The sequence below is a fragment of the Cerasibacillus quisquiliarum genome (assembly GCF_014202495.1).
GTDB classification, from domain to species: Bacteria; Bacillota; Bacilli; order Bacillales; family Amphibacillaceae; genus Cerasibacillus; species Cerasibacillus quisquiliarum.
In genome coordinates, this window is the sequence record NZ_JACHHA010000010.1 from 46,400 (window position 1) to 70,682 (window position 24,283).

27 protein-coding genes and 1 riboswitch are annotated in these 24,283 nt (G+C 35.4%); of the genes, 13 read left to right on the forward strand and 14 right to left on the reverse strand.

The features are described from left to right. Positions 1 to 73: 73 nt before the first annotated feature. Positions 74 to 622, forward strand: coding sequence for a nitroreductase family protein (locus HNQ35_RS10610; RefSeq protein ID WP_146938119.1), 549 nt, complete (start codon positions 74 to 76; stop codon positions 620 to 622). A 205-nt stretch (positions 623 to 827) separates the two neighbouring features. Further along, positions 828 to 1,130, forward strand: coding sequence for a DUF378 domain-containing protein (locus tag HNQ35_RS10615; protein WP_146938118.1), 303 nt, complete (start codon positions 828 to 830; stop codon positions 1,128 to 1,130). 75 nt (positions 1,131 to 1,205) lie between these two features. Here the strand turns inward: HNQ35_RS10615 and ddlA are convergent, their stop codons facing one another. Together ddlA and HNQ35_RS10625 are read right to left on the reverse strand one after the other, a co-directional pair. Then, positions 1,206 to 2,312, reverse strand: coding sequence for a D-alanine--D-alanine ligase (gene ddlA, locus HNQ35_RS10620; protein WP_146938117.1), 1,107 nt, complete (start codon positions 2,310 to 2,312; stop codon positions 1,206 to 1,208). A 70-nt stretch (positions 2,313 to 2,382) separates the two neighbouring features. Further along, positions 2,383 to 2,586 (reverse strand): hypothetical protein, encoded by a 204-nt coding sequence (locus HNQ35_RS10625; RefSeq protein WP_146938116.1) that lies wholly within the window; start codon positions 2,584 to 2,586, stop codon positions 2,383 to 2,385. Positions 2,587 to 2,756: 170 nt separating this feature from the next. On the opposite strand from HNQ35_RS10625, the gene HNQ35_RS10630 reads away from it, so the two are divergent. Together HNQ35_RS10630 and HNQ35_RS10635 are read left to right on the forward strand one after the other, a co-directional pair. Beyond that, positions 2,757 to 3,140, forward strand: coding sequence for an ArsR/SmtB family transcription factor (locus tag HNQ35_RS10630; RefSeq protein WP_146938115.1), 384 nt, complete (start codon positions 2,757 to 2,759; stop codon positions 3,138 to 3,140). After that, entirely contained in the window at positions 3,133 to 5,253 is a 2,121-nt protein-coding gene (locus HNQ35_RS10635) for a heavy metal translocating P-type ATPase (protein WP_260173526.1), read from the forward strand. Before HNQ35_RS10630 ends, HNQ35_RS10635 begins: the two co-directional genes overlap by 8 nt. A 33-nt stretch (positions 5,254 to 5,286) precedes the next feature. Here the strand turns inward: HNQ35_RS10635 and HNQ35_RS10640 are convergent, their stop codons facing one another. Beyond that, positions 5,287 to 5,568 (reverse strand): hypothetical protein, encoded by a 282-nt coding sequence (locus HNQ35_RS10640; protein WP_146938113.1) that lies wholly within the window; start codon positions 5,566 to 5,568, stop codon positions 5,287 to 5,289. Between the two features lie 153 nt (positions 5,569 to 5,721). After that, positions 5,722 to 5,824: riboswitch (TPP riboswitch) on the forward strand. 91 nt (positions 5,825 to 5,915) lie between these two features. On the opposite strand from HNQ35_RS10640, the gene HNQ35_RS10645 reads away from it, so the two are divergent. From HNQ35_RS10645 to HNQ35_RS10660, 4 genes are all read left to right on the forward strand, one after another. Further along, positions 5,916 to 6,725 carry an octanoyltransferase LipM gene (locus HNQ35_RS10645; RefSeq protein ID WP_503825949.1) on the forward strand — a complete coding sequence of 270 codons (810 nt, stop codon included), beginning with the start codon at positions 5,916 to 5,918 and terminating at the stop codon, positions 6,723 to 6,725. Between the two features lie 2 nt (positions 6,726 to 6,727). Beyond that, a complete protein-coding gene (lipA, locus tag HNQ35_RS10650) occupies positions 6,728 to 7,708 on the forward strand; it encodes a lipoyl synthase (RefSeq protein WP_281284187.1) in 981 nt (326 codons plus the stop codon). Positions 7,709 to 8,057: 349 nt separating this feature from the next. After that, positions 8,058 to 8,393, forward strand: a complete 336-nt coding sequence (locus HNQ35_RS10655; RefSeq protein WP_146938111.1) for a thioredoxin family protein — start codon at positions 8,058 to 8,060, stop codon at positions 8,391 to 8,393. A gap of 75 nt (positions 8,394 to 8,468) precedes the next feature. Next, a complete protein-coding gene (locus HNQ35_RS10660; RefSeq protein ID WP_146938110.1) occupies positions 8,469 to 9,068 on the forward strand; it encodes a short chain dehydrogenase in 600 nt (199 codons plus the stop codon). Between the two features lie 109 nt (positions 9,069 to 9,177). Here the strand turns inward: HNQ35_RS10660 and HNQ35_RS10665 are convergent, their stop codons facing one another. Genes HNQ35_RS10665 through HNQ35_RS10680 form a run of 4 tightly spaced genes read right to left on the reverse strand, consistent with a single transcriptional unit; the run spans position 9,178 to position 12,326 of the window. After that, positions 9,178 to 10,410: a hypothetical protein gene (locus tag HNQ35_RS10665; RefSeq protein ID WP_146938109.1), complete on the reverse strand. Its 1,233-nt coding sequence runs from the start codon at positions 10,408 to 10,410 to the stop codon at positions 9,178 to 9,180. Positions 10,411 to 10,424: 14 nt separating this feature from the next. After that, on the reverse strand, positions 10,425 to 11,258 hold the full coding sequence (locus HNQ35_RS10670; RefSeq protein WP_146938108.1) for a hypothetical protein: 834 nt from the start codon (positions 11,256 to 11,258) through the stop codon (positions 10,425 to 10,427). Next, the gene (locus HNQ35_RS10675; RefSeq protein WP_146938107.1) at positions 11,255 to 11,944 is read right to left on the reverse strand and encodes an ATP-binding cassette domain-containing protein; all 690 of its coding nucleotides are present in this window, start codon (positions 11,942 to 11,944) and stop codon (positions 11,255 to 11,257) included. Before HNQ35_RS10675 ends, HNQ35_RS10670 begins: the two co-directional genes overlap by 4 nt. Beyond that, positions 11,931 to 12,326 (reverse strand): GntR family transcriptional regulator, encoded by a 396-nt coding sequence (locus HNQ35_RS10680; protein ID WP_146938106.1) that lies wholly within the window; start codon positions 12,324 to 12,326, stop codon positions 11,931 to 11,933. Before HNQ35_RS10680 ends, HNQ35_RS10675 begins: the two co-directional genes overlap by 14 nt. Positions 12,327 to 12,553: 227 nt before the next feature. Here HNQ35_RS10680 and HNQ35_RS10685 point away from each other — a divergent pair, with 227 nt between their 5' ends. Both HNQ35_RS10685 and HNQ35_RS10690 read left to right on the forward strand, forming a co-directional pair. Next, entirely contained in the window at positions 12,554 to 13,315 is a 762-nt protein-coding gene (locus HNQ35_RS10685; protein ID WP_146938105.1) for an exodeoxyribonuclease III, read from the forward strand. Between the two features lie 97 nt (positions 13,316 to 13,412). Beyond that, a complete protein-coding gene (locus HNQ35_RS10690) occupies positions 13,413 to 13,802 on the forward strand; it encodes a hypothetical protein (protein ID WP_146938104.1) in 390 nt (129 codons plus the stop codon). Positions 13,803 to 13,836: 34 nt separating this feature from the next. On the opposite strand, the gene HNQ35_RS10695 is transcribed toward HNQ35_RS10690, so the two are convergent. Genes HNQ35_RS10695 through HNQ35_RS10705 form a run of 3 tightly spaced genes read right to left on the reverse strand, consistent with a single transcriptional unit; the run spans position 13,837 to position 16,390 of the window. Then, positions 13,837 to 14,778: an MBL fold metallo-hydrolase gene (locus HNQ35_RS10695; RefSeq protein WP_146938103.1), complete on the reverse strand. Its 942-nt coding sequence runs from the start codon at positions 14,776 to 14,778 to the stop codon at positions 13,837 to 13,839. Positions 14,779 to 14,797: 19 nt separating this feature from the next. Beyond that, complete coding sequence (locus HNQ35_RS10700) at positions 14,798 to 16,150, reverse strand: tripartite tricarboxylate transporter permease (RefSeq protein ID WP_146938102.1); 1,353 nt, start codon at positions 16,148 to 16,150, stop codon at positions 14,798 to 14,800. A gap of 3 nt (positions 16,151 to 16,153) precedes the next feature. Continuing rightward, entirely contained in the window at positions 16,154 to 16,390 is a 237-nt protein-coding gene (locus HNQ35_RS10705) for a hypothetical protein (RefSeq protein ID WP_146938101.1), read from the reverse strand. A 140-nt stretch (positions 16,391 to 16,530) separates the two neighbouring features. Between HNQ35_RS10705 and HNQ35_RS10710 the strand changes: the two genes are divergently transcribed. Next, on the forward strand, positions 16,531 to 17,151 hold the full coding sequence (locus HNQ35_RS10710; RefSeq protein WP_146938100.1) for a spore coat protein: 621 nt from the start codon (positions 16,531 to 16,533) through the stop codon (positions 17,149 to 17,151). A 52-nt stretch (positions 17,152 to 17,203) separates the two neighbouring features. Here HNQ35_RS10710 and HNQ35_RS10715 read toward each other — a convergent pair whose 3' ends face one another. From HNQ35_RS10715 to HNQ35_RS10725, 3 genes are all read right to left on the reverse strand, one after another. After that, positions 17,204 to 17,374, reverse strand: coding sequence for a hypothetical protein (locus tag HNQ35_RS10715; protein ID WP_170226688.1), 171 nt, complete (start codon positions 17,372 to 17,374; stop codon positions 17,204 to 17,206). 24 nt (positions 17,375 to 17,398) lie between these two features. Next, positions 17,399 to 19,345, reverse strand: coding sequence for an aconitate hydratase (locus tag HNQ35_RS10720; RefSeq protein WP_146938099.1), 1,947 nt, complete (start codon positions 19,343 to 19,345; stop codon positions 17,399 to 17,401). 189 nt (positions 19,346 to 19,534) lie between these two features. Then, positions 19,535 to 20,398 (reverse strand): YitT family protein, encoded by an 864-nt coding sequence (locus tag HNQ35_RS10725; protein ID WP_146938098.1) that lies wholly within the window; start codon positions 20,396 to 20,398, stop codon positions 19,535 to 19,537. Positions 20,399 to 20,695: 297 nt separating this feature from the next. Here HNQ35_RS10725 and ltaS point away from each other — a divergent pair, with 297 nt between their 5' ends. Beyond that, on the forward strand, positions 20,696 to 22,735 hold the full coding sequence (gene ltaS / locus HNQ35_RS10730; RefSeq protein ID WP_218026195.1) for a lipoteichoic acid synthase: 2,040 nt from the start codon (positions 20,696 to 20,698) through the stop codon (positions 22,733 to 22,735). Between the two features lie 179 nt (positions 22,736 to 22,914). Here ltaS and pssA read toward each other — a convergent pair whose 3' ends face one another. Continuing rightward, positions 22,915 to 23,448, reverse strand: coding sequence for a CDP-diacylglycerol--serine O-phosphatidyltransferase (gene pssA / locus HNQ35_RS10735; protein WP_146938097.1), 534 nt, complete (start codon positions 23,446 to 23,448; stop codon positions 22,915 to 22,917). A 55-nt stretch (positions 23,449 to 23,503) separates the two neighbouring features. Between pssA and HNQ35_RS10740 the strand changes: the two genes are divergently transcribed. Further along, positions 23,504 to 24,280, forward strand: coding sequence for a phosphatidylserine decarboxylase (locus HNQ35_RS10740; RefSeq protein ID WP_170226686.1), 777 nt, complete (start codon positions 23,504 to 23,506; stop codon positions 24,278 to 24,280). The last annotated feature ends 3 nt before the right edge of the window (positions 24,281 to 24,283 follow it).

The following is a 24,283-nucleotide window of genomic DNA, read 5'->3' on the forward strand; positions in this document are numbered from 1 at the left end:
GCAAATTCTGCTCTCATTCGATATAATTTAATTGATAATGATTATCAATTAATCATAAAGGAGACAAATCAAGATGGGGTTATCTAATCTTAGAGAGATTATCCGCGGGCGTCGTTCCATAAAAAAAGGCTACACAAATCAAGAAGTGAAGAAAGAACTTGTTTTAGAATTATTAAATGATGCTGTATGGGCACCAACTCATGGAATGCGTGAGCCTTGGCGGTTTATTTTTATAAATCAAGATCATTTACCAGAATTCGCTGAAAAAGTAGCTAAAACATATCCAGAAGAGATGCAAGAAAATCGTAAAAATTACTTAATGGAGCCAAATGCAATTTTAGTCGTCGTTATGGAAGCACCACCACTCCCTAAACAATGGGATGAAAACTTCGGTGCAACAGCTGCTATGATTCAAAACTTCTGGTTATTAGCTTGGGAAAAGAAACTCGGAGTCGTTTGGAAAACAAATCCACATATTTATAATGAAGAAGTGAAAAAACTTTTAAATGTTCAAGAACATGAAAAAATTGTCGGCTTTTTACATCTAGGCTATTTTGAAGATATACCTGAAGATAAAGGGCGTACAAAAGCAGATGACAAATTTACAGTATACGGTATGTAAATCATGTTTCAGAAAAAGAAGTGAAGAAGCGAAACAATCGTTTCTTCACTTCTTTCATTTTTTATTCTTCTCATATCATTAAATCCTTTATAATGCTCATTTAATTTCACTTCCCACAAAACAATATCTTTATTTCTGTATAAAACAATCGAATTAATCAATGCTAAGAAATATATACAACTCTCATAAGAAAGGAGTAAAAACAATGAAGACATTACAAAGAATTGCGCTTATTCTTACCATTATCGGTGCCATTAATTGGGGTTTGATTGGTTTTTTTAATTTTGATCTTGTTGCTGCAATTTTCGGCGGACAAGATGCAGCGTTTTCTCGAACGATTTATAGTCTTGTCGGTTTAAGTGGATTGTTCGCCATTACATTGCTATTCGATCAAACAGATGATATTCATCATGAGGAAATGCAAGAAGGATCTTATCAAGATGTCAGGTATGGCACAGAATTTGCAGAAGACCAAGATTTAACAAGTAACGATTTAGAAGATAAATAAAAAGCCGATAGTCATTAAAAGAGCAAGCGAAGAAATGTCTTTAATTCTTCGCTTGCATTGGATTAAGCTATTTGCTTATTTCTCATCCCATACTGAGCTTTTAAGCTTCTGATCTGCTTCATGACGCTCGATAGCTAATTCAATCAATTTTGTAATTAAATCTGTATACGACATACCACTTACTTCCCATAATTTCGGATACATACTAATTTTTGTAAATCCTGGAAGCGTATTAATTTCATTGACATATAAATCACCATTATCCGTTAAGAAGAAGTCAACACGTGCCAATCCTTCACATTGAAGCGTTTCATACGCATAAATAGCTGTTTCTTGAACCTTTTTAATTTCTTCTTCTGTTAAGTCTGCTGGAATAGCAAGTTCAGCACCCTTTTCATCGATGTATTTTGATTCATAAGAATAAAAGGCAGTCTTCGGTAAAATTTCACCAGGCACAGAAGCTATCGGATATTCATTACCTAGAACAGAGCATTCAACCTCTCTACCACGAATGGTTTCTTCTATGACGATTTTATGATCATATTCAAAAGCAAACTCAATCGCTGACATAAATTGCTCTTCTGTTTCGACTTTACTGATCCCGACAGAGGACCCTTGATTAGCTGGTTTAATAAAAAGTGGTAAGCCGAGTTGTTCCACAACTGTTTGATAATGGATTTGCTGTTTTTTTGATCGGGTATAGACAAGCCCTTTGGCTACTTTTATTCCCGCAGCTGCTAACAGACGTTTCGCAATATCTTTATCCATACAAATAGCCGAACTTAACACGTTTGGACCTACATATGGTAAATTAGCCATTCTTAACATACCTTGTAAGCTACCATCTTCACCTAATGTTCCGTGAACGATTGGAAAGACAACGTCCAATTGCTCAAGGACTTCAGCGGTTTCAGTCTGAATGAACTGATGGTCATTCGATCCTGGAATAATTGCAACTGATTTGTTAGATTTATTTAATTCAATATGTTTTGGATCATCAGCATTTTTCAAGTATGAATGTTTATCATTCACGTGCCATTTTCCGCTTTTATCAATCCCAACAAGGACAACATCAAATTTCTCTTCATCAATCGCATCAACGATATTTTTTGCAGATTGTAATGATACTTCATGTTCAGCTGACTTTCCACCAAAAATAATCCCAACTCTCGTTTTCTTCATCTTTTTATATCCTCTCTTTATCATAAGCTTTATTTAATATGTATGCACATTTGATTGATAAATGAATGACCTATTTTCCCCTGCTTCGCTTAGCATGCAAGTAATCCTTAAAACTCACTTCACCTTTTTCCATTCGTTCTTCTAACAGTTCAAGGGAATCTTGAACAGGATTTTTTTCAGCTCGGAAGCGGTATAAAATATAAATCAACGCAATAAAAACAAGGACTGTGAGAAGAATGCGGACACCAATTGGAATCGACCAAAGCGCTAACATAATCCTATCACCTCGTCATTGTTCATTATCTTTATTTAAGCACAATCTGTTGGAATTGCCAAATGTGAGAAACTTTTAAAACCCCTTTCATTCAAATGTATATTTGATTGACAAATACCATTCTCCTTTCATATAATACATTCAAATGAATATTTGAATGAGGTGTTCCGATGTCTAAAGTAAACCACGCTGATAATGATAAACAAACATGTGATATATATTGTTATGATGAAGAAATTGTGAATGACGTAAAGCCAAAAATAAAACAAGTGGATGGTGTAGAACAGATTTTTAAAGCTTTGGCTGATTCCACACGTTTAAAAATTGCCTATGCACTAACGATTGAAAAAGAATTATGTGTATGTGATGTCGCTCATATTATAGGAGCAACAACTGCTACAGCTTCTCATCATTTACGTTTGTTAAAGAATATGGACCTTGCAAAAAGCCAAAGAAAAGGGAAACAAGTCTTTTATTCTTTAAAGGACGACCATGTTAGACAATTAATTTATATTGCCATGGTCCATGCACATGAGGAGGATCACGATGTCTGAACAACAAACACAAACATATCGTCTTGAAGGATTATCCTGTACAAACTGTGCTGCAAAATTTGAAAAGAACATTCGTCATATCGAAACAGTTGAAGATGTTCAACTTAATTTTGGAGCATCGAAAGTGACAATACATGGTGAAGCTTCAATTGAACAATTAGAAGAAGCTGGCGCATTTGATGATATTAAAGTATTCCCAGAAAACATACGCCTTAGTAAAACAAAAGAACCTTTTTGGAAGAAAAAGGCGAATAAAACCGTATTAATTTCTCTTGTTTTCGTATTATTAGGATATATATCGCACTTTAATTATGGCGAGAATCATGTTGTGACCATCGGATTATTTTTAACTGCTATTATCATCGGTGGTTATCAAATGTTTATCGAAGGATTTAAAAATTTATCCGTATTAGATTTTGATATGAAAACATTAATGACGATTGCGGTAATCGGTGCAGCTATTATCGGTGAATGGGCTGAAGGTGCTGTTGTTGTATTTTTATTCGCAATTAGTGAAGCTTTAGAAGATTATTCAATTGATAAAGCAAGGGAATCGATCCGATCTTTAATGGATATTGCTCCAAATACAGCTATTATTAAGCGAGATAATCAAGAAGTTGAAATGAAAGTAGAAGATGTCCGAATTGGTGACATCATGCTCGTTAAACCTGGACAACGGCTTGCAATGGATGGAGAAGTCATTCGCGGAGAATCTTATATGAGTGAAGCTGCTATTACGGGTGAATCGCTTCCTGTTTTTAAATCAATTGGTCATGAAGTATTCGCTGGCTCCATTAATAAAGAAGGATTTCTAGAAGTAAAAGTTACAAAACATGTTGAAGATACAACGATAGCTAAAATCATTCATCTCGTTGAAGAGGCACAAGCTGAAAAAGCCCCTTCGCAAAAGTTTGTCGATCGATTTGCCAAGTATTACACGCCAACTATCATGTTAATAGCGTTACTCGTTGCTATTATACCACCAATATTCGCCCAAGCGGATTGGTCGACATGGGTATATAGTGGATTAGCTGTACTTGTTGTTGGTTGTCCTTGTGCACTCGTTATTTCCACACCTGTCGCTATTGTCACAGCAATTGGTAACGCGGCACGACACGGTGTTTTAATTAAAGGTGGTGTTCATCTAGAAGATTTAGGACATTTACGAGCGATTGCCTTTGATAAGACAGGGACACTAACGGAAGGAACACCAAAAGTAACACATGTCATACCATTAAATGATAAAAATGAAACAGAGATTTTGTCAATCGCTCATGCCATTGAATCTTATTCCGAACACCCGCTAGCAAAGGCGATCACTAATTATGCAGAACAGGTACAAGTGCCTAAATATGATGCAAAACAGTTTCAATCCATCACAGGAAAAGGCGCTAAAGCGACGATTAAACATACTGAATACTATATTGGAAGTCCTGCCTTTTTTAATATTGAACGAACAACGTCTGAAACCATTCGTCATACAATCAACGAATTACAAAAGGATGGTCAAACCGTCATCGTTCTCGGAACAAAAACAGAAATATTCGGTTTAATCGCTGTTGCTGATCAAGTACGTAAAGAAAGTCACGATATAATCGATCAATTACATCAAATCGGTATAGAAAAAACAATTATGTTAACGGGTGATAATAAAAATACGGGACTTGCCATTGGCCGCGAACTTGGTATATCGGAAGTTAAAGCGGAATTATTACCAGATGAAAAATTAAAAATGATAAAGAGATTACAACAACAATACGGAAAAACCGCCATGGTTGGTGACGGAATTAATGATGCACCAGCACTTGCTGGATCTTCAGTCGGAATTGCGATGGGTGGTGCTGGAACAGATGCAGCTCTTGAAACAGCTGATATCGCTTTAATGAGTGATGATTTATCTAAATTACCGTACACTGTGGCACTTAGTCGTAAAACACTTGCAATTATTAAACAAAATATTTCATTTGCGCTTGGATTAAAGTTACTTGCTCTCCTACTCGTCATTCCAGGATGGTTAACACTTTGGATTGCGATTTTTGCCGATATGGGAGCAACACTTATTGTTACCCTAAACTCTTTAAGACTTATTCGTAGTAAGTATATTTCAGCATAAAAATAATAGCGTTCGCTATATACGAGCGAACGCTTATTTATTTGACATATTTTGCTTTCCTTCATAAGCCCTTCGACGGCTTTCTTTCAAATAAGCTTTTATATTTGGACAGGCGTCACATGTCTCATCTTTAAATTGCAAATACAATTCTTTATATTCATCATCTGAGATCTCACCTTTAGCAAGACTTTTGTTTAATGCGTTAACGACTTTTTGATCACGCTTTTTATCTTTCCTAATAATAATCATCGTCGTGAGAATCGTAATGATAATGACGCCAATCCAAAGTAAGCCAAACAGTTCCCCGCCCTGCATTTATATCCCCTAACACAAATGCTGCTACTACTTATTTAACCATGATTGAATTAGAATTGAAACAAACTTAACTTAAGAGAAATATAGTCCAGTATCTACACCTATTTTTCCTTTACAATTTAACTTCTCATCGTTATGATGATACTAAGATATGATAAGCACTAGGGGTGCCACTTTTGGCTGAGAAGATTAATTATTCTAACCCTTTGGACCCGATCTAGATCATACTAGCGTGGGGAAGTGCAGTATTCCATGGCATAGTTTTATTCACATGGTGCTGCATTCCGATTGTGAGGGTGCAGCTTTTTTTATGACATGAATTTAAACCAATCAAAGGGGGAGTTATTTTGGGAGAAACATGGAACATCTTACGAACGGGCTTTCACGATGCCCATATTAATATGGCACTAGATGAATCGCTATTGAATTGGCATAGTCAAGGACTTATTTTGCCAACATTACGTTTTTACGGTTGGAAAGAACCATCACTATCAGTAGGGCATTTTCAAAAGGTTGAGAAAGCAATCTATTTCCCTGGGTTGAAAAAACATGGCTGTCAATATGTTCGGAGATTAACAGGTGGTAGTGCCGTCTTACATAATCATGAACTTACTTATAGTATTGTTGTTTCCGAAGAACATCCAGAAATTCCACAAACGATACAGGAAGCATACTATGTATTGTCACAAGGTGTATTGGAAGGATATAAAAATCTCAGCATAGAAGCCGAGTATTTCATTCCGAAACAAAAGAGCAAAAGAACAGCTGTCTGCTTTGAAAGGCCAACTTTTTACGAATTAGTCGTTGATGGTAAGAAAATATCAGGTCACGCACAGACGAGAAAAAAAGGAGTTCTTTTACAACATGGTTCTATTCCTATTCAGATGGATATTGACATGCTTTTTGATCTATTTATCTTTCCTAATGAAAGAATGCGTGACATGAACAAGCGTGCCTTTAGACATAAAGCAGCGAGCATCGAGCAATTAACAGGGCGAACATTTACATACGACGAAGTGGAAGAAGCATTTTATCATGGATTTCAATCAACACTAGACGTTCAATTTAAATCTTTTGAACTGACAGACAGTCAATGGGATGAAGTATATCAATTAGCAAATAAAAAGTATAAAGAAACCGTTCCGTCATTCATTTAATCATTCTCACTAATCTTTTTAGGAGGCAAAACATGAAAAATAATAAAGAGATGTTAAGAAAACCGAAGTGGTTAACGACGAATATTAACACGAATAAATCTTATACGAAATTAAAAAAATTAATGCGCTCTAAAAATCTTCATACAGTTTGTGAAGAGGCGAAATGTCCAAACATCTATGAATGTTGGAGTGAACGTAAAACAGCGACATTCATGATACTAGGGGATATATGTACGAGAGGTTGTCGATTTTGTGCCGTTAAAACAGGGTTACCAAGTGAATTAGATTGGGATGAACCAGAAAGAGTGGCAGACTCCGTTCAGTTAATGGGACTCCGCCATGTTGTCGTTACAGCAGTAGCTCGCGATGACTTAAACGATGGTGGGGCTCAAGTATTCGCTGAAACTGTACGCGCAATTCGGAGGAAGAATCCTGGCTGTACAATTGAAGTTCTTCCATCTGATATGAAAGGTGATTATGAAAGTTTAAAAACATTGATGGATAGTCGACCTGATATTTTTAACCATAACATTGAAACCGTAAGGCGATTAACAAAACGTGTACGTGCACGTGCAACATATGACCGTTCACTTCAATTACTAAAAAGAGTTAAATTATTATCACCGCATACTCCGACAAAGTCAAGTATTATGGTTGGTTTAGGGGAAACGAAAGAAGAGATTATTCAAGCAATGGATGATTTGTTAGCACATGGCGTTGACATTATGACAATCGGACAATATTTACAACCGACACGAAAACATTTAAGTGTTGAACGATATTATCATCCTGATGAATTTAAGGAATTAAAAGAAATTGCATTAGAGAAAGGATTTAAACATTGCGAATCCGGACCGCTTGTTCGTTCATCATATCATGCAGATGAACAAGTTAATTACACAGCTCGTCAACGGCGGATTAAGTATATGAAAGGGTATGAACAACAAGAAGGTAAAGAAATAGACTTTACTTTCAACCATTAACAATTAAGACCATTTTCAAAAATAGAGCGTGTTTATTTTAAAGATGCTCCACCAACGTTTATGTAACCATTATCAAAAGACAAAGGGGAATTTATTTATATCACAGTTGAAAAATCTACCATTGACACCACCATTCGTAGCAATCATTATTAACAAAAGAGAACCTCTCACAAGGAAGGTTCTCCTTTATTATTTTATTTATATTAGTCAAAATTACGAAAACTAAATAGGCGATGTCGCATATGAAATGATATAAACTTAATTTAACATACGAAATGGACTCATAAACAAAAAGCATGCCTAGACAATCAATCCGTGCTATGATAACAGAAAGAATGGAGGATAAATGATGAGAGAATTTAAAGATTTACATTCAATAGAAGAAATAGATACCTTCATAAATGATCATCAACTCGCATTTCTCTATATAAGCATGCCTAATTGCAGTGTGTGCCACGGTCTTTTACCACAAGTACAAAAACTAATGGAGAACTACCCACAGATTCAGCTAGCACATGTTGATGCATCAGAAGTAGAAGCTGTTGCCGGTAAATTTTCTATTTTTACCGCTCCCGTTCTACTCTTCTTCGTAGATGGTAAAGAATATGTACGTGAAGCACGAATTGTTCATATGGATTTATTTAATGATAAACTAAAGAAAATATATGAAAATGTGGCTGAATAAAATTCCGCCACATTTTTATTTTTAAAATGTTACAATAAAATTGAAGTTTGATTTATAGAAAGGGGTTTTGTTGCAATGAGAATTCTTGTCGTAGGAGCAAGTGGAACAATTGGAAAGGAAATTGTTAAAACACTTGAACCAGACCATGAGATTATTCGTGCGAGCAGAAATGGTGAAGATGTTCAAGTCGATATCTCCTCGCTTGATAGTATAAAAAAGATGTATGAACAAGTAGGAAAAATTGATGCTGTCGTTAATGCAGCTGGTGGTGCAAAGTTCTCAAAACTAACTGACATGACACCCGATATTTATAATGTAGGGATTGAGAGTAAATTGAAAGGACAAGTTAATCTTGTTTTATATGGTTTAAATTATATGAACGACAATGGAAGCTTTACATTAACAACAGGTATTATGATGGATGATCCGATTCGTGAAGGGGCTGCGATTGCGATGGCAAACGGTGGTGTCAAATACTTTGTCAAAGCAGCTGCCATTGAAATGCCTAGGGGTATCCGCATCAATAGTGTTAGCCCAACAATTATGGAAGAATCATGGGAAGCATTAGGGGATTACTTCCAAGGCTTTAAACCAGCTCCAGCACGTGAAGCAGCATTACTTTACAAAAAAAGTGTCCTCGGCTTACAAACAGGAAAGAATTACGAAATGTATTGAATACAAATGATTAGGATTGATCCAAAAGTCGATTTAACTTTTGGGTCAATCCTGTTGTAAATAATCATTTTCAACATCCAGTCCAGAATTTCCCCTAAACTGGATTCATTTACTGATTAATATTAAGAAATGCATTTTGAAAAACATAGTCTTTTACAGGTGCTTTCCCTTTTTGTTCGACTTTCCCTTTATATATCGTTTCACCGGTAACAATGTCCACAATAATTAGTTCAATACTCTTACTTTCATCTATTAAATTCGTTACGTATAATTTATTATTATAAAATATTGTATTCGCTCGATAATCCCCGTACTCGTCTACAAACGAATCAAATGTTTGTTTAGATGTTATCTTTTTCTTAGAGTGATCATAACCTACAACATGAATGCTTTGTTCAGCTTGTTTAACAAAATATAAGACATCCCCATTAAAATGCTCGAATGTATACCCTTCAAGTTCTTTCGGAATCGTTATGTCACTCAGTTTATTTGCCTTGATATCATATTTCTTCAATGCTACCGTTGATTGTGTTTGTTGATTATACTCGCCCTCTTCCTCACTCTCAACCGTTATATCTTTATAAGATCTTTCTTCAATCATAATAAAGTCTGAAAATCCATCCTTTTTATCTGTATGAAAGTCGAGCGTTGAATATTGATTTTCTGAAATGTCTTCATTCGTATATTCGAATATTTTCTCAGCGTCTATCACTTTTTTTGTATCTATATCAATGGTATATACGACATAGTCCGTTAGTGTTATGTGACTTTTTGGTTCTTCATATTCATTCGAAGTGATAATCTTCAATTTATTATCATTTAATGAAGCTGTTACTAGGAAAAGCCAGCTATATTTATCGACATGCGGTAGTTTGACTTCAAAAGAGTCTTTCTCTTTTGTTTTTAAATCATATATTGATACAGTGACGTTATGTTTTTCACCATTATGAGTAAATGGATTTAAACTATCATCTATATGCACAAGTAAATCATCTTTTTCAAAAAAACGTCCTACACTTTGCTTCCCTCTGATAAAGCTACCGTATTTCTTTCTTAGCCGATTTATTTGGGAGTTTTTAGATATGTGTTTCAGATGTTCATAGATAGATAAATGACTATAAACAATTGAGCCCTTATTCGTAATCCCTACCATTTCCCGTCCATCAGTATAATTGATTTCAGTGTCTAAACTAATGTGCTCAACTTCTTTATCATCTCCTGACTGCTTTGCAATAAAGAATTGTGCAATAGCTTTAGAATTTGATTGCAAATGTATATAATAAGTTATAAATACAATACTCGTTATAAGCGGTATTATAATAACTTTCCAATACTTTCCCATCTTCTTTCCTCCTCTTATACCGTAATTTTTTTATTTAATAAAAAACGACTTGTTAATATCGACATAACAAACACTAAAACACATAAAATGAGTTCAAAGTAAAACAGTTCAAGCGGATATAGATAAGATGTCTCCGTTATAGCAATCATAATGACTGGAGAAAAGAGAATTAATAATGATAAAGCAATATATAAAATGCCATAAACAATCCCTTTTAATCGAAAACTACGTTCGAATAAAATCGCAGTAAATATTAGAGAAACAGCTAATAAACCGAGACCATAATGAATCATAAAATTACTAAATGAAAAAGGAAATAGAATTGTTAATACATTAAATCCGCTAATCATTTCCTTAAAAGATAAATTCATAAAATAAGCTTCTGGCACTAAAGAACCCATAAGTTTATTTAATACCGGTAATAACATAATTTGTAAGGCAACAAGGCTTAGAACCATCACCATAATCGTTGTTAATTTAGCAAAAAATATGTTCATCCGTTCTGTTGGTAACATAAGTAATCGATAAATAAATGTATTTTTCCCGAACCAGTCGCGATACCATATTAAAAGTGTGTAAATCAGTAGAACACTTATACAAAATAATATGGGTCCTTGAATCCAAAGAGAATGAATAATTGCATACATAGACATATCCCCAAATTGGCTTAAAAATTCATCTATAGCCATACCTTCATGGTAAACATGTTCATTAATTTTATTCGTGTAAGATCTGGATGTAATCACAGCACCTAATACTTGGACGATAACCGTAAAGCCAACAAGAGCTAGGTATCCTTTTAAAAAGCGCCCCATTTCAAAATTAAATAGTTTGACATAGTTCTTCATACTCGAAACACCTCTCTCATGACGTCTACAATTGATTTCCCTTCATTTTCACGAACCTCTTCTGCGTTAAATTCCTTTATAATTACACCATCATCTAATAACACAGCTTTATCAATTAAATGTTCGATATCATGAATTTCGTGTGTCGTAATAATCACACCGCGATTTTCAATTAAGTGACTTGTAAAAACTTCGGCAATCTGTTCACGGCTAAAAATATCAATTCCAGAAAATGGTTCATCCATTAAGACATAGTCCACATCCAACGCGAGCCCAAGAAGGAGATTCACTTTCGCACGATTCCCTTTTGATAGTTCAGAAATGCGACTTTCCTTTTCAAGCCGAAAAAATTTTAACATGTCATTTGCACGTTTTTGATTCCAACATTGGTAATAATCGTTCATAAAGGCCATCGCATCAGAAATTTTCATTTGTGGTAACATCGTTATTGCATCTGGAATAAATGTGATCTTCTCATAACTTGTTTTATCAAGTTGCTTACCTTCGATTAATATTTCACCACTATTAATCGGTGTTAATCCCATGATGGCGTTCATAATTGTTGTTTTCCCAACACCATTCACACCGATTAAACAAGTAATTTCCCCTTTATTGGCAGTGAAGCTAACCCCTTTTAGGACTTGTTTACGGCCATAGTTTTTCTTAATGTTTTTAACTTCTATCATCTTTCTCCCCCTCTTCCAAATGGCTTTGATAGTTATCAGTTACTCTTTGTACGACCTCATCGAGTGACACATTAATGGCATGCATTGTTTGAATAAATGTCTCTGTCGCCTCCATAATAAGCTCTTCTCTAACTGCACGTAAGACTTGCTTATCTTTTGTCACACGACTCGGTAAATTCCCCTCTGTAAATATCAAACCTTCTTCCTCCATTTCTTTATAAGCTCTCTGAGCGGTATTCGGATTAATCTTTAATTTGTTGGCTAATTCTCTTCGTGACGGAATCTCCTCACCAGGTTCTAACGTCCCTTTAGCAATCTGTATTTTAAAATATTGAATCACTTGCCTATAGACAGGATCTCGATTGTTAAACTTCAGTTCCATAGTCCATCTCCTATCACGCTGATAAAATCAAAGCGTATTAAGTGGTTCATACACCAATGGTAAAAAAACTATTCTGTATAGATAGCTTCATACACTTGTTATAAAACATGTATTAACTGCTTGATACACTCTTAATCTGTATTATACATGTAATACACATCATGTCAACAATTTTTTCAATTTTTAATTCGCATTATGTTAAAATGTGGATTGTTAGGAGGAGAAAAATGAAACTCATTTCATGGAATGTCAACGGCCTTAGATCGTGTGTTCGCAAAGGTTTTTTAGATTATTTTCACAGCGTTCAAGCAGATATTTTCTGCGTACAAGAAATAAAATTACAAGAAGGGCAAATCCAGTTAGACCTCGATGGTTATCATCAATATTGGAATTACGCGGAGCGAAAAGGGTATTCTGGAACAGCTATATTTACTAAAAAAGAGCCACTGTCTGTCCAATACGGCCTTCTTGATGAACAAGAAGAAAAAGAAGGACGAATCATTACATTAGAATATGATGGCTTTTATATCGTCAATGTCTATACACCAAATGCCCAGCGTGACTTAGCGCGTCTTAAATACCGCTTGGAATGGGAGGACAAAATATTTGAACATCTGAAACAATTAGACGAGAAAAAACCTGTTATTTATTGTGGCGATTTAAATGTCGCACATGAAGAGATTGATATTCGTAACGCAAAAGCAAATAAAGGCAACTCTGGTTTCACAGATGAAGAGAGAGGAAAAATGTCACGATTATTAAATGCAGGATTTATCGATACACTTCGTCATTTCTATCCAGATACTGAAGGAATATACACTTGGTGGAGTTATATGAGAGGCGTTCGAGAACGTAATATTGGCTGGCGGATTGACTATTTTATTGTGTCAAATCGTTTAGAAAAGTACCTTACACATTCTGAAGCACACCCACAAGTTATGGGCAGTGACCACTGTCCAATTCAATTAGATATCGACATCGCGTTTTAAACATCTAGCCGTACGAGGTTTGTCATCTCTTATTCATATTCTGTTCATATTCACTATATATACTCTATATAAAGTGAATATGTAAGGAGATGACATGATGACATCATATAGTAAAACATTGCTTCGTTTTTCAGCACTATTTGCTTTAGTTGGTGCTATTTTAGGATCACATATGGCGGGTTCCGAAAGCTATCTATTTAAGTCTGTTCATGCTCACGTCCTCGTTGTCGGCTGGTTATCGCTTTTTGCTTGGGCGGTATATTATAAAATTTTTACACCATTAAATAAAAAATTAGCTGCTGCTCACGTTTGGACAGCGATTATTGGATCAATTGGTCTGACAATTGGTATGTGGCTTTATTATGTCAACCCGTTCTCATTAAATCAAACCTTAGTGACGATCTTCTTTATCGTTGGTGGCACAATACTCTTGATTAGTTTTGTTATATTTGCCATTTTAACGTTTATGAAAACGGAAGAAGAGTAATCAAAAAGCGGTCTTCATGGTAAAGACCGCTCTTTTACTGTTCTATTTTTTGAAAATAATCGATAAGACCGAGAGAACTTAAATATAAATCTAAATTGATTAATAAATACACATCGTCATTCGCCATAATACCTTGCTTTAGAAGGTCTTGCGTCACTTTCTGTTGTAATTGTTTCATTAAATCATCATATGTATCCCCTCTAACAAAGGCTTGTTCTCCAATATCGATAAAGATATCTAGCCAGTTACTCACTTGATGAAGTGCTTTTTCTGGTTCATTTGTGACACCAAAATGACCATAACATAATTGCTTAATCGGTAATTGCTTTAGTTTTTCTAATGACTTTTTCATCGCTTCTGGGTCGAATTGATTTGCTGGTGTAAATGGTAGAACAAAATCGACTCCTACTTGAGCCAATTGTTCATATCGTATCCCTGCGCTATTACCAGTAAATAAACGTTTTGTCTCCTTATCATAAATGACTAAATGATGTGGCATATGGCCAGGTGTCTCAATAAATCGAAGTGTACAGTCTATGCCAATGTCTAACTCATCACCATCTTGTTTTGTTATAATATCTTCTTCATAAACTTTCCGAATCGGATCAAAAAAATCGGTAAAATTATCACCATACATCGCGCGTGTCACAGCAGCAACTTTTCTCGGCTGTAATAAATACTGGACCGCATCTGGATGACAGATAATTTTAGCATTTGGACAAGATTGCATAAATAGCCCTATACCACCTGCATGGTCTAGATGAGCATGGGTTAAAATAACATATTCAACTTCTTCCATATGAAAGCCTAGCTTTTGTAATCCACGTTGAACATAGGGTACAGAAGGGCTCGGTCCAATTCCAATTAAGGTGAGTTTTTCTTTAGCAAGTACGTAGATGCTTGTCCTCTTTCGTATGTTCATATCAAATCCATCAATTAAGTATAGGTCTTGATCAATAAGAAGCGGTTGTTGCAATGTTGTTATCTCCTTCCCATTATGAGAATAATCCTAATAGCCACGGTGCCGCATATAAAACCATAAACTGTACACCATAATTCACACCCCAACGATGTAGAGTACCCGCTACGATACCGATTAAAAAGACACCTGCAATGTTTATTAAGCCTGCATCACGATAAGCTAACATAAGAACGAGTGCAAAAAACACACCTAATAATGCTTCGTGTGGAACATATTTAAACACGAATGCACAAATTTGCTGTGAATATTTTACGGTCACATAATAAGTAAGCCCAATAGCAATAACTGCACCAATGATGGTTGCTACGACAAAATCGGTCATTGTTAATAAATGGTGTAAATTATGTTCTTCTGTCAACACAGGTGGAGCATTAAATAAAGCAATGGCTGGTCCAATAGCTGTCGGTGATAATGGTAAACCGATAGCAATTAGTGGAATCAATGTTCCAGAAATATACGTTGCATTTGTTAATCCATCCATACTCGCAATAGCTCGCGATGCACGTTTGACTGGGTCTTTAATATATTTCGTTAATGCCTCCCCTAAAAAGATTGTCATACCAACTGGGCTCATAAAGAAAGTCACCACACCTAAAAATGAAGCAAATGATGTTGTTCGGACTTCACTTCGTTCAAGTATTTTAAAGGGATTCGGAAACCCTTTCGTCGGTTTTTGCTTCATCACTTTTATTTCCTTTTTGCCGTAGCGTGGCTTTTTTTGACGAATATCCTTATTTATTAATTCAAATAACGTTAAAATAATAGGTCCTATCGTAATGCCTAAGAAAAACGATGTAAAAACCGTTTTATCTTCTGGAATTATTCCAATACCCCAATATAAATGACGTAATCCTTGAATGAGGATAGCAAAAGGTAAAATAGATGCTAAAGCTAGCCAACGGTTTTTAGACATTAAAGCTAGAAAAACAGCTCCACCAAAAAAGATCGGTCCAGCGTATTGTGCAATATTGCCACCAAATGGAGCCAATAAGCTCGCTAGTAATAAACTTAGTGGTACAGCAACAATTGTTCCTATTACCGAACCAGAAGCCATTTTTCGAATGCTTACATCTGGTAATCCATACTTTTTTAATACCATCGCATGTTCAACCATTGGTGCAGCCATCACGCCACCTGGAATACCTGCAATAGCAACTGGAATGGAGTCTGTTAATTTTTTTGCGACAATGGCTGAGATAAAGAAAGATAAAATAACGATTGGTTGTATACCCATTAATACAAGTACAAGAGTAACTGGAGCAAGAACAGCTGTTTCATCCGTACCTGGTGCAATTCCAATTATCGTATATAATGTTGCACCAATAACTGCCGCGATAACCATTTGAATAATAAGTGATATATCCAAAGTTTACTCCTCCTCTTCAATATATTCAAAAGTACGTTTTGGTTTAAAAATAACAGTGCAAATAATAAAACCTATAACTGTTCCAATTAATCCAAAGATAAGTGGTTTCGTTTCATCATTTGGTGCGAGAAAATAGCCCCCCATCGTTGTTATGCTACAAATAATTAAACTTAGCACTAAATCTTTCATATCGACAACGTCTTCCCAAACTTCAATATACTTTTTATCATTTGATTCCATTTCTTTACCTCCACACCTTTCAAACATGTTCTTGAATTTATTATCATACACTTTTTTTATGAGAAGAGAAATAGATATAGAATATTTTATAATAAATCGTTCACACTAAAAATGATAATCATAAAGGAGGAATATAAACGATGCAACATCAACAAAATCAAGGACAGCAGTTTCAGCGCTCAGAACAAGTCCCTCCGCAAATGAATCACGGTGGTCATGAGCTGTTTGATGCCCATGAGGCAATTTCTGGATTAGTTGGCGGAATGGAACAGTATATGTTGTATGAACAACATATTCAAGATCCCGAACTCAAGTCAATGCTCCAAAGACATCAATCATTTCTAACCCAATTATACAATACGATTGTCGAAACATTAAAAACTGGGCAGGATCCAACTGTTAAAACACAAGTATATGAAATGACTGAAAGTAATGACGTGCTATTCGGAATGCAACCAACACAACCAAAAACACCTGCTCAATCGGTCCAAGATATTAACGATCAATGTATTTCAGGCTTTATGATGGCTGCATTAAAATCGAGTGCATCTAGTTTTACAATGACTGCTTTAGAGACGACAAATCCTGTCTTACGTCGTGTGTTTGCTGATAGCATCCCTAATTTAATTGAGATGGCGTACGAAGTCTTTCTATATCAAAACCGTAAACATTACTATCAAGTACCACAATTAAAGCAAGAAGATATGCATCAATATATGAACGCTTTCGCACCGGTTCAAGGTGGTACAACGATGCATTAATTAATGAAGATCATACAGAAATCCGCTCCTCTAATTAAGGAGCGGATTTTTCCTAATCAAGTAAACGATTATTTTCATCTGTTGACATAATTTTAACAGATCGGGTAGCTTTTGATTCATTTACGACTCCTTCCCCGTGACAAACACTACACTTATATTGCCAGCCTTCATCATCTCGCTGCATCCCCGAACCGTGACACGCCTTACAAGTAGTATGATTCATATGATGTCACCTCCTAATATATATTTACGCTTGCCTATTTTTTACCCAATTAATCATGCCACCTTGTAACATCACGTCAATTTGACGTTTTGATAATGCGTGAGTTACTTCTATACGCTTATCTGTTCCTTTAATATCAAGAAAAAATGGTTGGTCCGCCTTAACTTTATTACGTAAATTAGAAACGACCAAAACATCTCCGTTTTTGAGTTTGTCATAATCATCAACATTAACAAAAGTGAGTGGCAAGACACCGAAGTTAACTAAGTTTTGCCAATGTATACGAGCAAAATCCTTCACAAGAGCGATTTTCAACCCTAAATAACGTGGAGCTAACGCTGCATGCTCACGACTCGATCCTTGACCATAATTATAACCAGCAACAATCGCATGGCCACCTTCTGATACAGTCTTTTTCGCTCGTGAGTAATACGAATCATCAATGATTTCAAATGTAAACTTGCTTATTTCAGGCAAATTACTACGGTAAGGAAGCACACGTGCTCCACCAGCCAGAATTTCGTCTGTTGATATGTTGTCGCCCATTTTTAATAATATAGGTACTTCTAACTCATCGGGTAAAACATCCATTTCCGGAATGGAGGCGATATTTGGACCTTTCTCCAAAGGAATTTTCCTTGCTTTCTCATACGGTAATGGTGCATCTAAAATCGTATGATCGACGGTCGGATTTTTAAGTTCTTTAACTTTTGGATATGGCATATTTAATGTTCGTGGGTCAGTAATTTTTCCAGTTAATGCAGATGCAGCTGCTGTTTCTGGGCTACATAAATAAACACTATCTTCTTTAGTCCCAGAACGTCCAGGAAAATTACGGGGGGTCGTACGTAAGCTATTTTTACCAGTAGCTGGCGCTTGTCCCATACCAATACAGCCATTACAACCAGCTTGATGCATACGTGCTCCTGCTTGTAAGAGGCTTGCAATATGACTTTCTTTTACAAGATCTGTTAACATTTGTCTTGATGTAGGATTAATATCAAATGATACACCATTTGCCACTTTTTTATCTTTAACGATTTCAGCGGCAATAGCAAAGTCGCGAAAGCCCGGATTGGCAGATGAACCGATATAAGACTGATAAATTGGTGTACCTGCAACTTCGCGAACAGGAACAACATTTCCAGGGCTTGATGGTTTAGCTATTAAAGGTTCAAGCTCTGATAAATTAATTTCCTCATTTATATCATAAGTCGCATCGTCATCCGCTACGAGCTCAATCCAATCATCTTCTCTTCCTTGGGCTGTTAAGAATCGTTTCACTTCTTGATCTGATGGGAAGACTGTTCCCGTCGCTCCTAATTCAGCGCCCATATTTGCAATAACATGGCGATCCATCGCACTTAATTGATCGAGTCCTGGACCATAATATTCAATTATTTTACCGACGCCACCCTTTACATCATGGCGTCTTAATAATTCTAGAATAACATCCTTAGCACTTACCCAATCTGGAAGTTCCCCAGTTAACTTGATCCCCCACACTTGGGGCATTTTAACATAAAATGGTTCACCAGCTATGGCTAACGCCACATCTAATCCGCCAGCGCCCATGGCTAACATACCCATACAGCCATTTGCACAAGTATGGCTATCAGAGCCGAGTAGTGTTTTTCCTGGTTTTGCTAAATACTGCATGTGAACGGGATGGCTGACACCATTTCCAGGACGGCTGTGATATAATCCAAAACGACGTGTTGCACTATATAAAAATAAGTGGTCATCTGGATTCTTACTATCTTCTTGAATCAGATTATGGTCAACATATTGAGCAGATACTTCTGTTTTTGCACGTTGAAGTCCCATCGCTTCTAGTTCAAGCATCACTAATGTACCAGTCGCATCTTGTGTTAAAGTTTGATCAATTTTCAAACCTACTTCTTCACCTGGAACCATCTCTCCAGATATGAGATGACTTTTAATAAGCTTTTGGGTAACATTTAATCCCATTAAAATTCCTCCTTATTTCATCCTTACTAAGCAGCCGAATCACCCTATAGTTAGTATATGTTAACGGTAGAAAATTATTTGTTGAATCAATACCTTAAAGGGTGCTATAAGATTTGTAAAATACTTTTTAGTTCATATCGTGGACTACCAAGAGATGAAACAAAGAAAGGCGAACAGCGAGAAGTTATTTTACAATTTTTGCCCGTCATATTTATCCAATGTAAATCCTCTACCTAATATTTCTGATGCGTTGAGGAAAATAACGAAGGATGATTCATCTTCTTGTAAACGTTTCTTTAAATGGACAGCTTCCTGCTGTTCAGCTACACAAAGGATCATCGTCTTTTCCTTTTGCGTATGACCACCTATTGAACGTACCTTTGTTATTCCTCGATCAATTTCATCTTTAATTAGTGCTTGAATCTTATCTTCATGTTCGGTAATGATAAGTATAAGTTTTGTTCGGGATGTATCAATTTGAACGACATCGATCGCCTTCCCAGTAATATAAATCGCCATCAATGCAAATAGCGTCAATTCTAGATTAAATACGATTAACGATGCGATCACTACTATTCCGTCAACTATAAATTGAGAATAACCACTCGAAATGCCGGTAAATTTTTTTACAATTTGGGCGATTGCAGCTGTCCCTCCTGTTGATCCATTCCCTTTATAAACGAATCCTAAACCTATACCTAAAACAGCTCCACCATATAATGCTCCTAAAAAGGGATTCGTTACATAAATCGGTATATCTTGAGATAACCAAATAACAAACGGTACCCAAAATGTTCCAATTAGTGTTTTTTTGGAAAAATCCTTTCCTAAAACAATCCAACCAATAATAAAAATAGGGATATTCATAATAAATTGTGTCAAGGCAGGGCTAAGTTGAAATAATTCATAAAGAATCGTACTGACACCCGATAAGCCACCAGCAGCTAATTTAGCTGGGAGTAAGAAAATATTATATGATAAACCGACTAAGCTTGCTCCGAAAAATATATAAAAATAATCGCGATATATAAATTGATTTTGACGTCTAGACATGTTAAGGTTTTCCTCTCTTTTGCTATGATATTTGTATTAAAATGGTTTTTATGATATTTTAGTATAATCGAATGTAGGAGTAAATGGTACAAAATTTATTTTATATGCATGTTTACAAAAAATCCAAGCTATATTTTAACATAGGGCTTAGGATTAGGCTTGGAAGAGACGGAAATATTTACTATATGGACCATATGATTTATTAACCGTTTCCTTGCATCGAGGCCTTGAATATCGTAAAATAATATGTTGACACTACATTCAATAGTTTGTTAGAAAAAATTGAGGTGACACAAAGTGAAGAAAGTCTTACAAACAAAGATGGGATTCTTCTTTGTAGCTGCAACTTTGCTTTGGCTGAAGTCGTATATTATTTATGTTATTGAGTTTAATTTAGACATAAAAAATGGGATACAGTCGTTTCTTTTATTCATAAATCCAATTAGTTCTGTATTGATTTTTCTTGGTATTGCTTTATTTGCACGTGGGAAAAAAGCTGGGATATGGATTATCATCATCGATTTTCTCATGAGCTTCTTTCTCTATGCGAACGTCGTATTTTATCGATTCAACAACGACTATATCACGTTACCTACATTAACCCAAACAAGTAACTTTGGAAGTATTGGTGGAAGTATTGTTAGCTTAATAGAGTGGTATGATATCTTCTACTCAATCGATTTAATTCTAATAGTGATTTTATTTGTTAAGACGAAACATCTTTGGTCAGATGAACGCCTTCAAATACGAAAACCAATTATGGTGTTAATGGCGGGTGCGATTGCTTTTTCTGTGAATCTCAGTATGGCAGAAGCAGACAGACCACAGCTACTGAAAAGAACGTTCGATCGAAATTATATTGTTAAATATTTAGGCGCTTATAATTTTGCTATTTATGACGCCGTGCAAAATATTAAATCATCGTCACAACGTGTACTTGCAGATAGTAATGATATCGTTGAAATTGCCGACTATACGAAAAATAAATTCGCTGAACCAAATGAAGAACTCTTTGGAATTGCGAAAGGGAAAAATATTATTAAAATTCATCTAGAATCTTTCCAGTCGTTTTTAATTGATTATGAACTACATGGCGAAGAAGTAACACCGTTTCTAAACTCACTTGTTCATAATAAAGAAGAAGGATTTACCTATTTCGATAATTTCTTCCATCAAACAGAGCAAGGAAAAACTGCTGATGCAGAATTTATTCTTGATAACTCTTTATACGGTTTACCACAAGGTGCCGCCTTTGTAACGAAAGGAAATAATACGTATCAAGCATTACCTGCCATTTTAAATCAAAAACAAAATTACACATCAGCGATTTTACATGGCGATTATAAGTCATTCTGGAACAGAGATGAAATTTATAAACAATTTGGCATCGATTACTACTTTGATGCAAGCTATTATGATATGAGCGATGACAATGTAATTAATTATGGGCTTAAAGATAAACCATTTTTTAAAGAGTCCATGCCGATGTTAGAAAAACTAAATGAAACAAATAAACCATTTTATGCACATCTTGTCACATTAACACATCACCATCCATATTTAATTGATGAAGAGGAAGCAACGATTCCACCAGCAGAAACAGGTGACAATTCAGTGGACCGCTATTTTCAAACAGCGCGTTACTTGGATGAATCACTTGAACAATTCTTTAATGATTTAAAAGAAGCTGGTCTATACGAAGACTCTATTATTTTCTTATACGGGGATCATTATGGTATTTCTGAAAACCATAATCGAGCAATGAGTGAACTACTTGATAAAGAAATCACACCTTTTGAAAGTGCACAATTACAACGTGTTCCATTTCTAATTAGAATTCCTGGTGTTGAAAGTCAAGGAACAAACCATCGTTATTCAGGACAAATAGATGTTATGCCGACACTTTTACATTTATTAGGGATTCGTGCCGACGATTATATTTTATTTGGCACAGACATGTTCTCTAAAGAACATAAACAATTCGTGCCGTTCCGTCGTGGCGACTTCATTACGCCGGATTATACGTATGTATCTGGTACCTACTATGACAATGAAACAGGAGAAGTCATCGAGAAAGTAACAGATGAAATGAATGAAATGAAGCAACTAATTGAAGAAGAGCTTCGGTTATCAGATAAGCTTGTATATGGGGATTTGCTAAGATTCTATACACCTACAGAAGATTGGAAGCCTGTTGACCCATCTATTTACCGTTACGGATATGATGAAAATGAAGAATCAAGGAAATTTAAGGCAACAGATGAAAATGAAGAAGAACAACAAGAACAGGAATCTGAGAATTCTAAGGTCATACATGATCCTAAAATTAAAGAATAAAGCATGAAAAAGCTGGGAACCTATTAAAAATAAGAAAGTGCAGAAAATCAAGATTTGCAAATTTGATTTTCTGCACTTTAGCTCATAGACATAAGATATATCATAATAATTTCAATAAAAATAAAAGCGACCTGCTATGTTTCTCTTTCAAGAAACAAAACATAGCAAGTCGCCTTTTTTTATACTTTTTGAACACGGACATTGCTAACCATCAAAACCATTAAAATAGCTGTTATAACTGCAAAGAAAAGAATCGGTAATTGGTTAGAAAAAAGAACAAAAAATGTTAAAATTGTTCCAGCTGCTGTTATCGGTACACCATAAAATGCACCATCAAACTCTTTTACATTATATCTAGCTAAACGAATAGCCCCACATAATACGAAAAATATTACGAGAGTGATCCCGACAGTCGGCACTTTATTTAAGCTCGTTTCATATACTAGCAATGCTGGTGCTAAACCAAAAGAAACTAAATCACTCAGTGAATCAAGTTCTTTTCCAAAATCAGATTCAATATTATATTTACGGGCGACTATGCCATCAAACCGATCAAATAAAGCCGCAAGAAAAATAAATAATATACTCATCTGAATAAAGCCTTTTAAAATAAATACAATAGATAAAATTCCAAAGCTTAAGTTCATTAATGTGATAGCATTCGCTTTTTGTGCCTTAAGTTTAGTATAATCAATACGTCTAAGTAAAAACATAATCTCAACCTCCTATTTTTTTCATTTAATTTTATAACAAAGGGTGATCATGATGATGAAATTTTTATTAAAAAATGTTGTAGAGCTTACAGGTAACAAGTACAGTTCTATGCTACTAAAATCTTTTGCACAATCTCGTTTAAGCAAACCACTCATTAGACCTTTCGCAAAAACATATGCGATTAATTTAAAAGAAGCGGAATACCCTATTAGTCACTATCAATCATTACATGACTTCTTTACGAGACGTCTGAATAATCAAGTGCACACGATTGATTATTCTACAAATACTTTAGTTTCACCAACTGATGCACAGTTAAGTGATATGGGGCCAATTTCATCCAAGCAGCGGTTTTATATTAAGCATCAACTTTATTTCCTTGATGAGATTCTAGGAAGTTCAGATATCGCCAAGACTTATGAAAATGGTTTTTTCTTTATCTTTTATCTTTCTCCTCGTGACTATCACCGTTTTCATTATCCGATGACAGGGAGTCTAACAAAGCGATATGCTTTAGGTGAAAAGTCATTTCCTGTAAATACATTAGGCATGCGTCTTGGGCAATCACCTTTTTCAACAAACTACCGCATTGTTTCAGAACTTTCAACAGCGTACGGACATATAGCGATGATTAAAATTGGTGCCTTAAATATTAATTCCATTCAACTGACAAACTCACGTTCTAAATTTAACAAAGGTGAAGAGCTCGGATATTTCTCATTTGGGTCTACCGTCTTACTTCTGATTGAACCGAATCAATCATTCAAGCCACTACTAAAAGCGAATACGACTGTTCGTGTTGGTCAACCAATTGCTAAATGGGTGGAATAAATG

Bases quoted from the DNA above. Each gene is read 5' to 3' on its own strand.
- HNQ35_RS10615 (WP_146938118.1), top strand. From the start codon at position 828: ATGAAGACATTACAAAGAATTGCGCTTATTCTTACCATTATCGGTGCC.
- HNQ35_RS10655 (WP_146938111.1), top strand. From the start codon at position 8,058: ATGAGAGAATTTAAAGATTTACATTCAATAGAAGAAATAGATACCTTC.
- HNQ35_RS10710 (WP_146938100.1), top strand. From the start codon at position 16,531: ATGCAACATCAACAAAATCAAGGACAGCAGTTTCAGCGCTCAGAACAA.
- HNQ35_RS10680 (WP_146938106.1), bottom strand. From the start codon at position 12,326: ATGGAACTGAAGTTTAACAATCGAGATCCTGTCTATAGGCAAGTGATT.
- HNQ35_RS10690 (WP_146938104.1), top strand. From the start codon at position 13,413: ATGACATCATATAGTAAAACATTGCTTCGTTTTTCAGCACTATTTGCT.
- HNQ35_RS10660 (WP_146938110.1), top strand. From the start codon at position 8,469: ATGAGAATTCTTGTCGTAGGAGCAAGTGGAACAATTGGAAAGGAAATT.
- HNQ35_RS10625 (WP_146938116.1), bottom strand. From the start codon at position 2,586: ATGTTAGCGCTTTGGTCGATTCCAATTGGTGTCCGCATTCTTCTCACA.
- HNQ35_RS10640 (WP_146938113.1), bottom strand. From the start codon at position 5,568: ATGCAGGGCGGGGAACTGTTTGGCTTACTTTGGATTGGCGTCATTATC.
- pssA (WP_146938097.1), bottom strand. From the start codon at position 23,448: ATGTTTTTACTTAGACGTATTGATTATACTAAACTTAAGGCACAAAAA.
- HNQ35_RS10630 (WP_146938115.1), top strand. From the start codon at position 2,757: ATGTCTAAAGTAAACCACGCTGATAATGATAAACAAACATGTGATATA.
- HNQ35_RS10635 (WP_260173526.1), top strand. From the start codon at position 3,133: ATGTCTGAACAACAAACACAAACATATCGTCTTGAAGGATTATCCTGT.
- HNQ35_RS10715 (WP_170226688.1), bottom strand. From the start codon at position 17,374: ATGAATCATACTACTTGTAAGGCGTGTCACGGTTCGGGGATGCAGCGA.
- HNQ35_RS10740 (WP_170226686.1), top strand. From the start codon at position 23,504: ATGAAATTTTTATTAAAAAATGTTGTAGAGCTTACAGGTAACAAGTAC.
- HNQ35_RS10670 (WP_146938108.1), bottom strand. From the start codon at position 11,258: ATGAAGAACTATGTCAAACTATTTAATTTTGAAATGGGGCGCTTTTTA.
- HNQ35_RS10675 (WP_146938107.1), bottom strand. From the start codon at position 11,944: ATGATAGAAGTTAAAAACATTAAGAAAAACTATGGCCGTAAACAAGTC.
- HNQ35_RS10705 (WP_146938101.1), bottom strand. From the start codon at position 16,390: ATGGAATCAAATGATAAAAAGTATATTGAAGTTTGGGAAGACGTTGTC.
- HNQ35_RS10665 (WP_146938109.1), bottom strand. From the start codon at position 10,410: ATGGGAAAGTATTGGAAAGTTATTATAATACCGCTTATAACGAGTATT.
- HNQ35_RS10725 (WP_146938098.1), bottom strand. From the start codon at position 20,398: ATGTCTAGACGTCAAAATCAATTTATATATCGCGATTATTTTTATATA.
- HNQ35_RS10720 (WP_146938099.1), bottom strand. From the start codon at position 19,345: ATGGGATTAAATGTTACCCAAAAGCTTATTAAAAGTCATCTCATATCT.
- HNQ35_RS10610 (WP_146938119.1), top strand. From the start codon at position 74: ATGGGGTTATCTAATCTTAGAGAGATTATCCGCGGGCGTCGTTCCATA.
- ddlA (WP_146938117.1), bottom strand. From the start codon at position 2,312: ATGAAGAAAACGAGAGTTGGGATTATTTTTGGTGGAAAGTCAGCTGAA.
- HNQ35_RS10685 (WP_146938105.1), top strand. From the start codon at position 12,554: ATGAAACTCATTTCATGGAATGTCAACGGCCTTAGATCGTGTGTTCGC.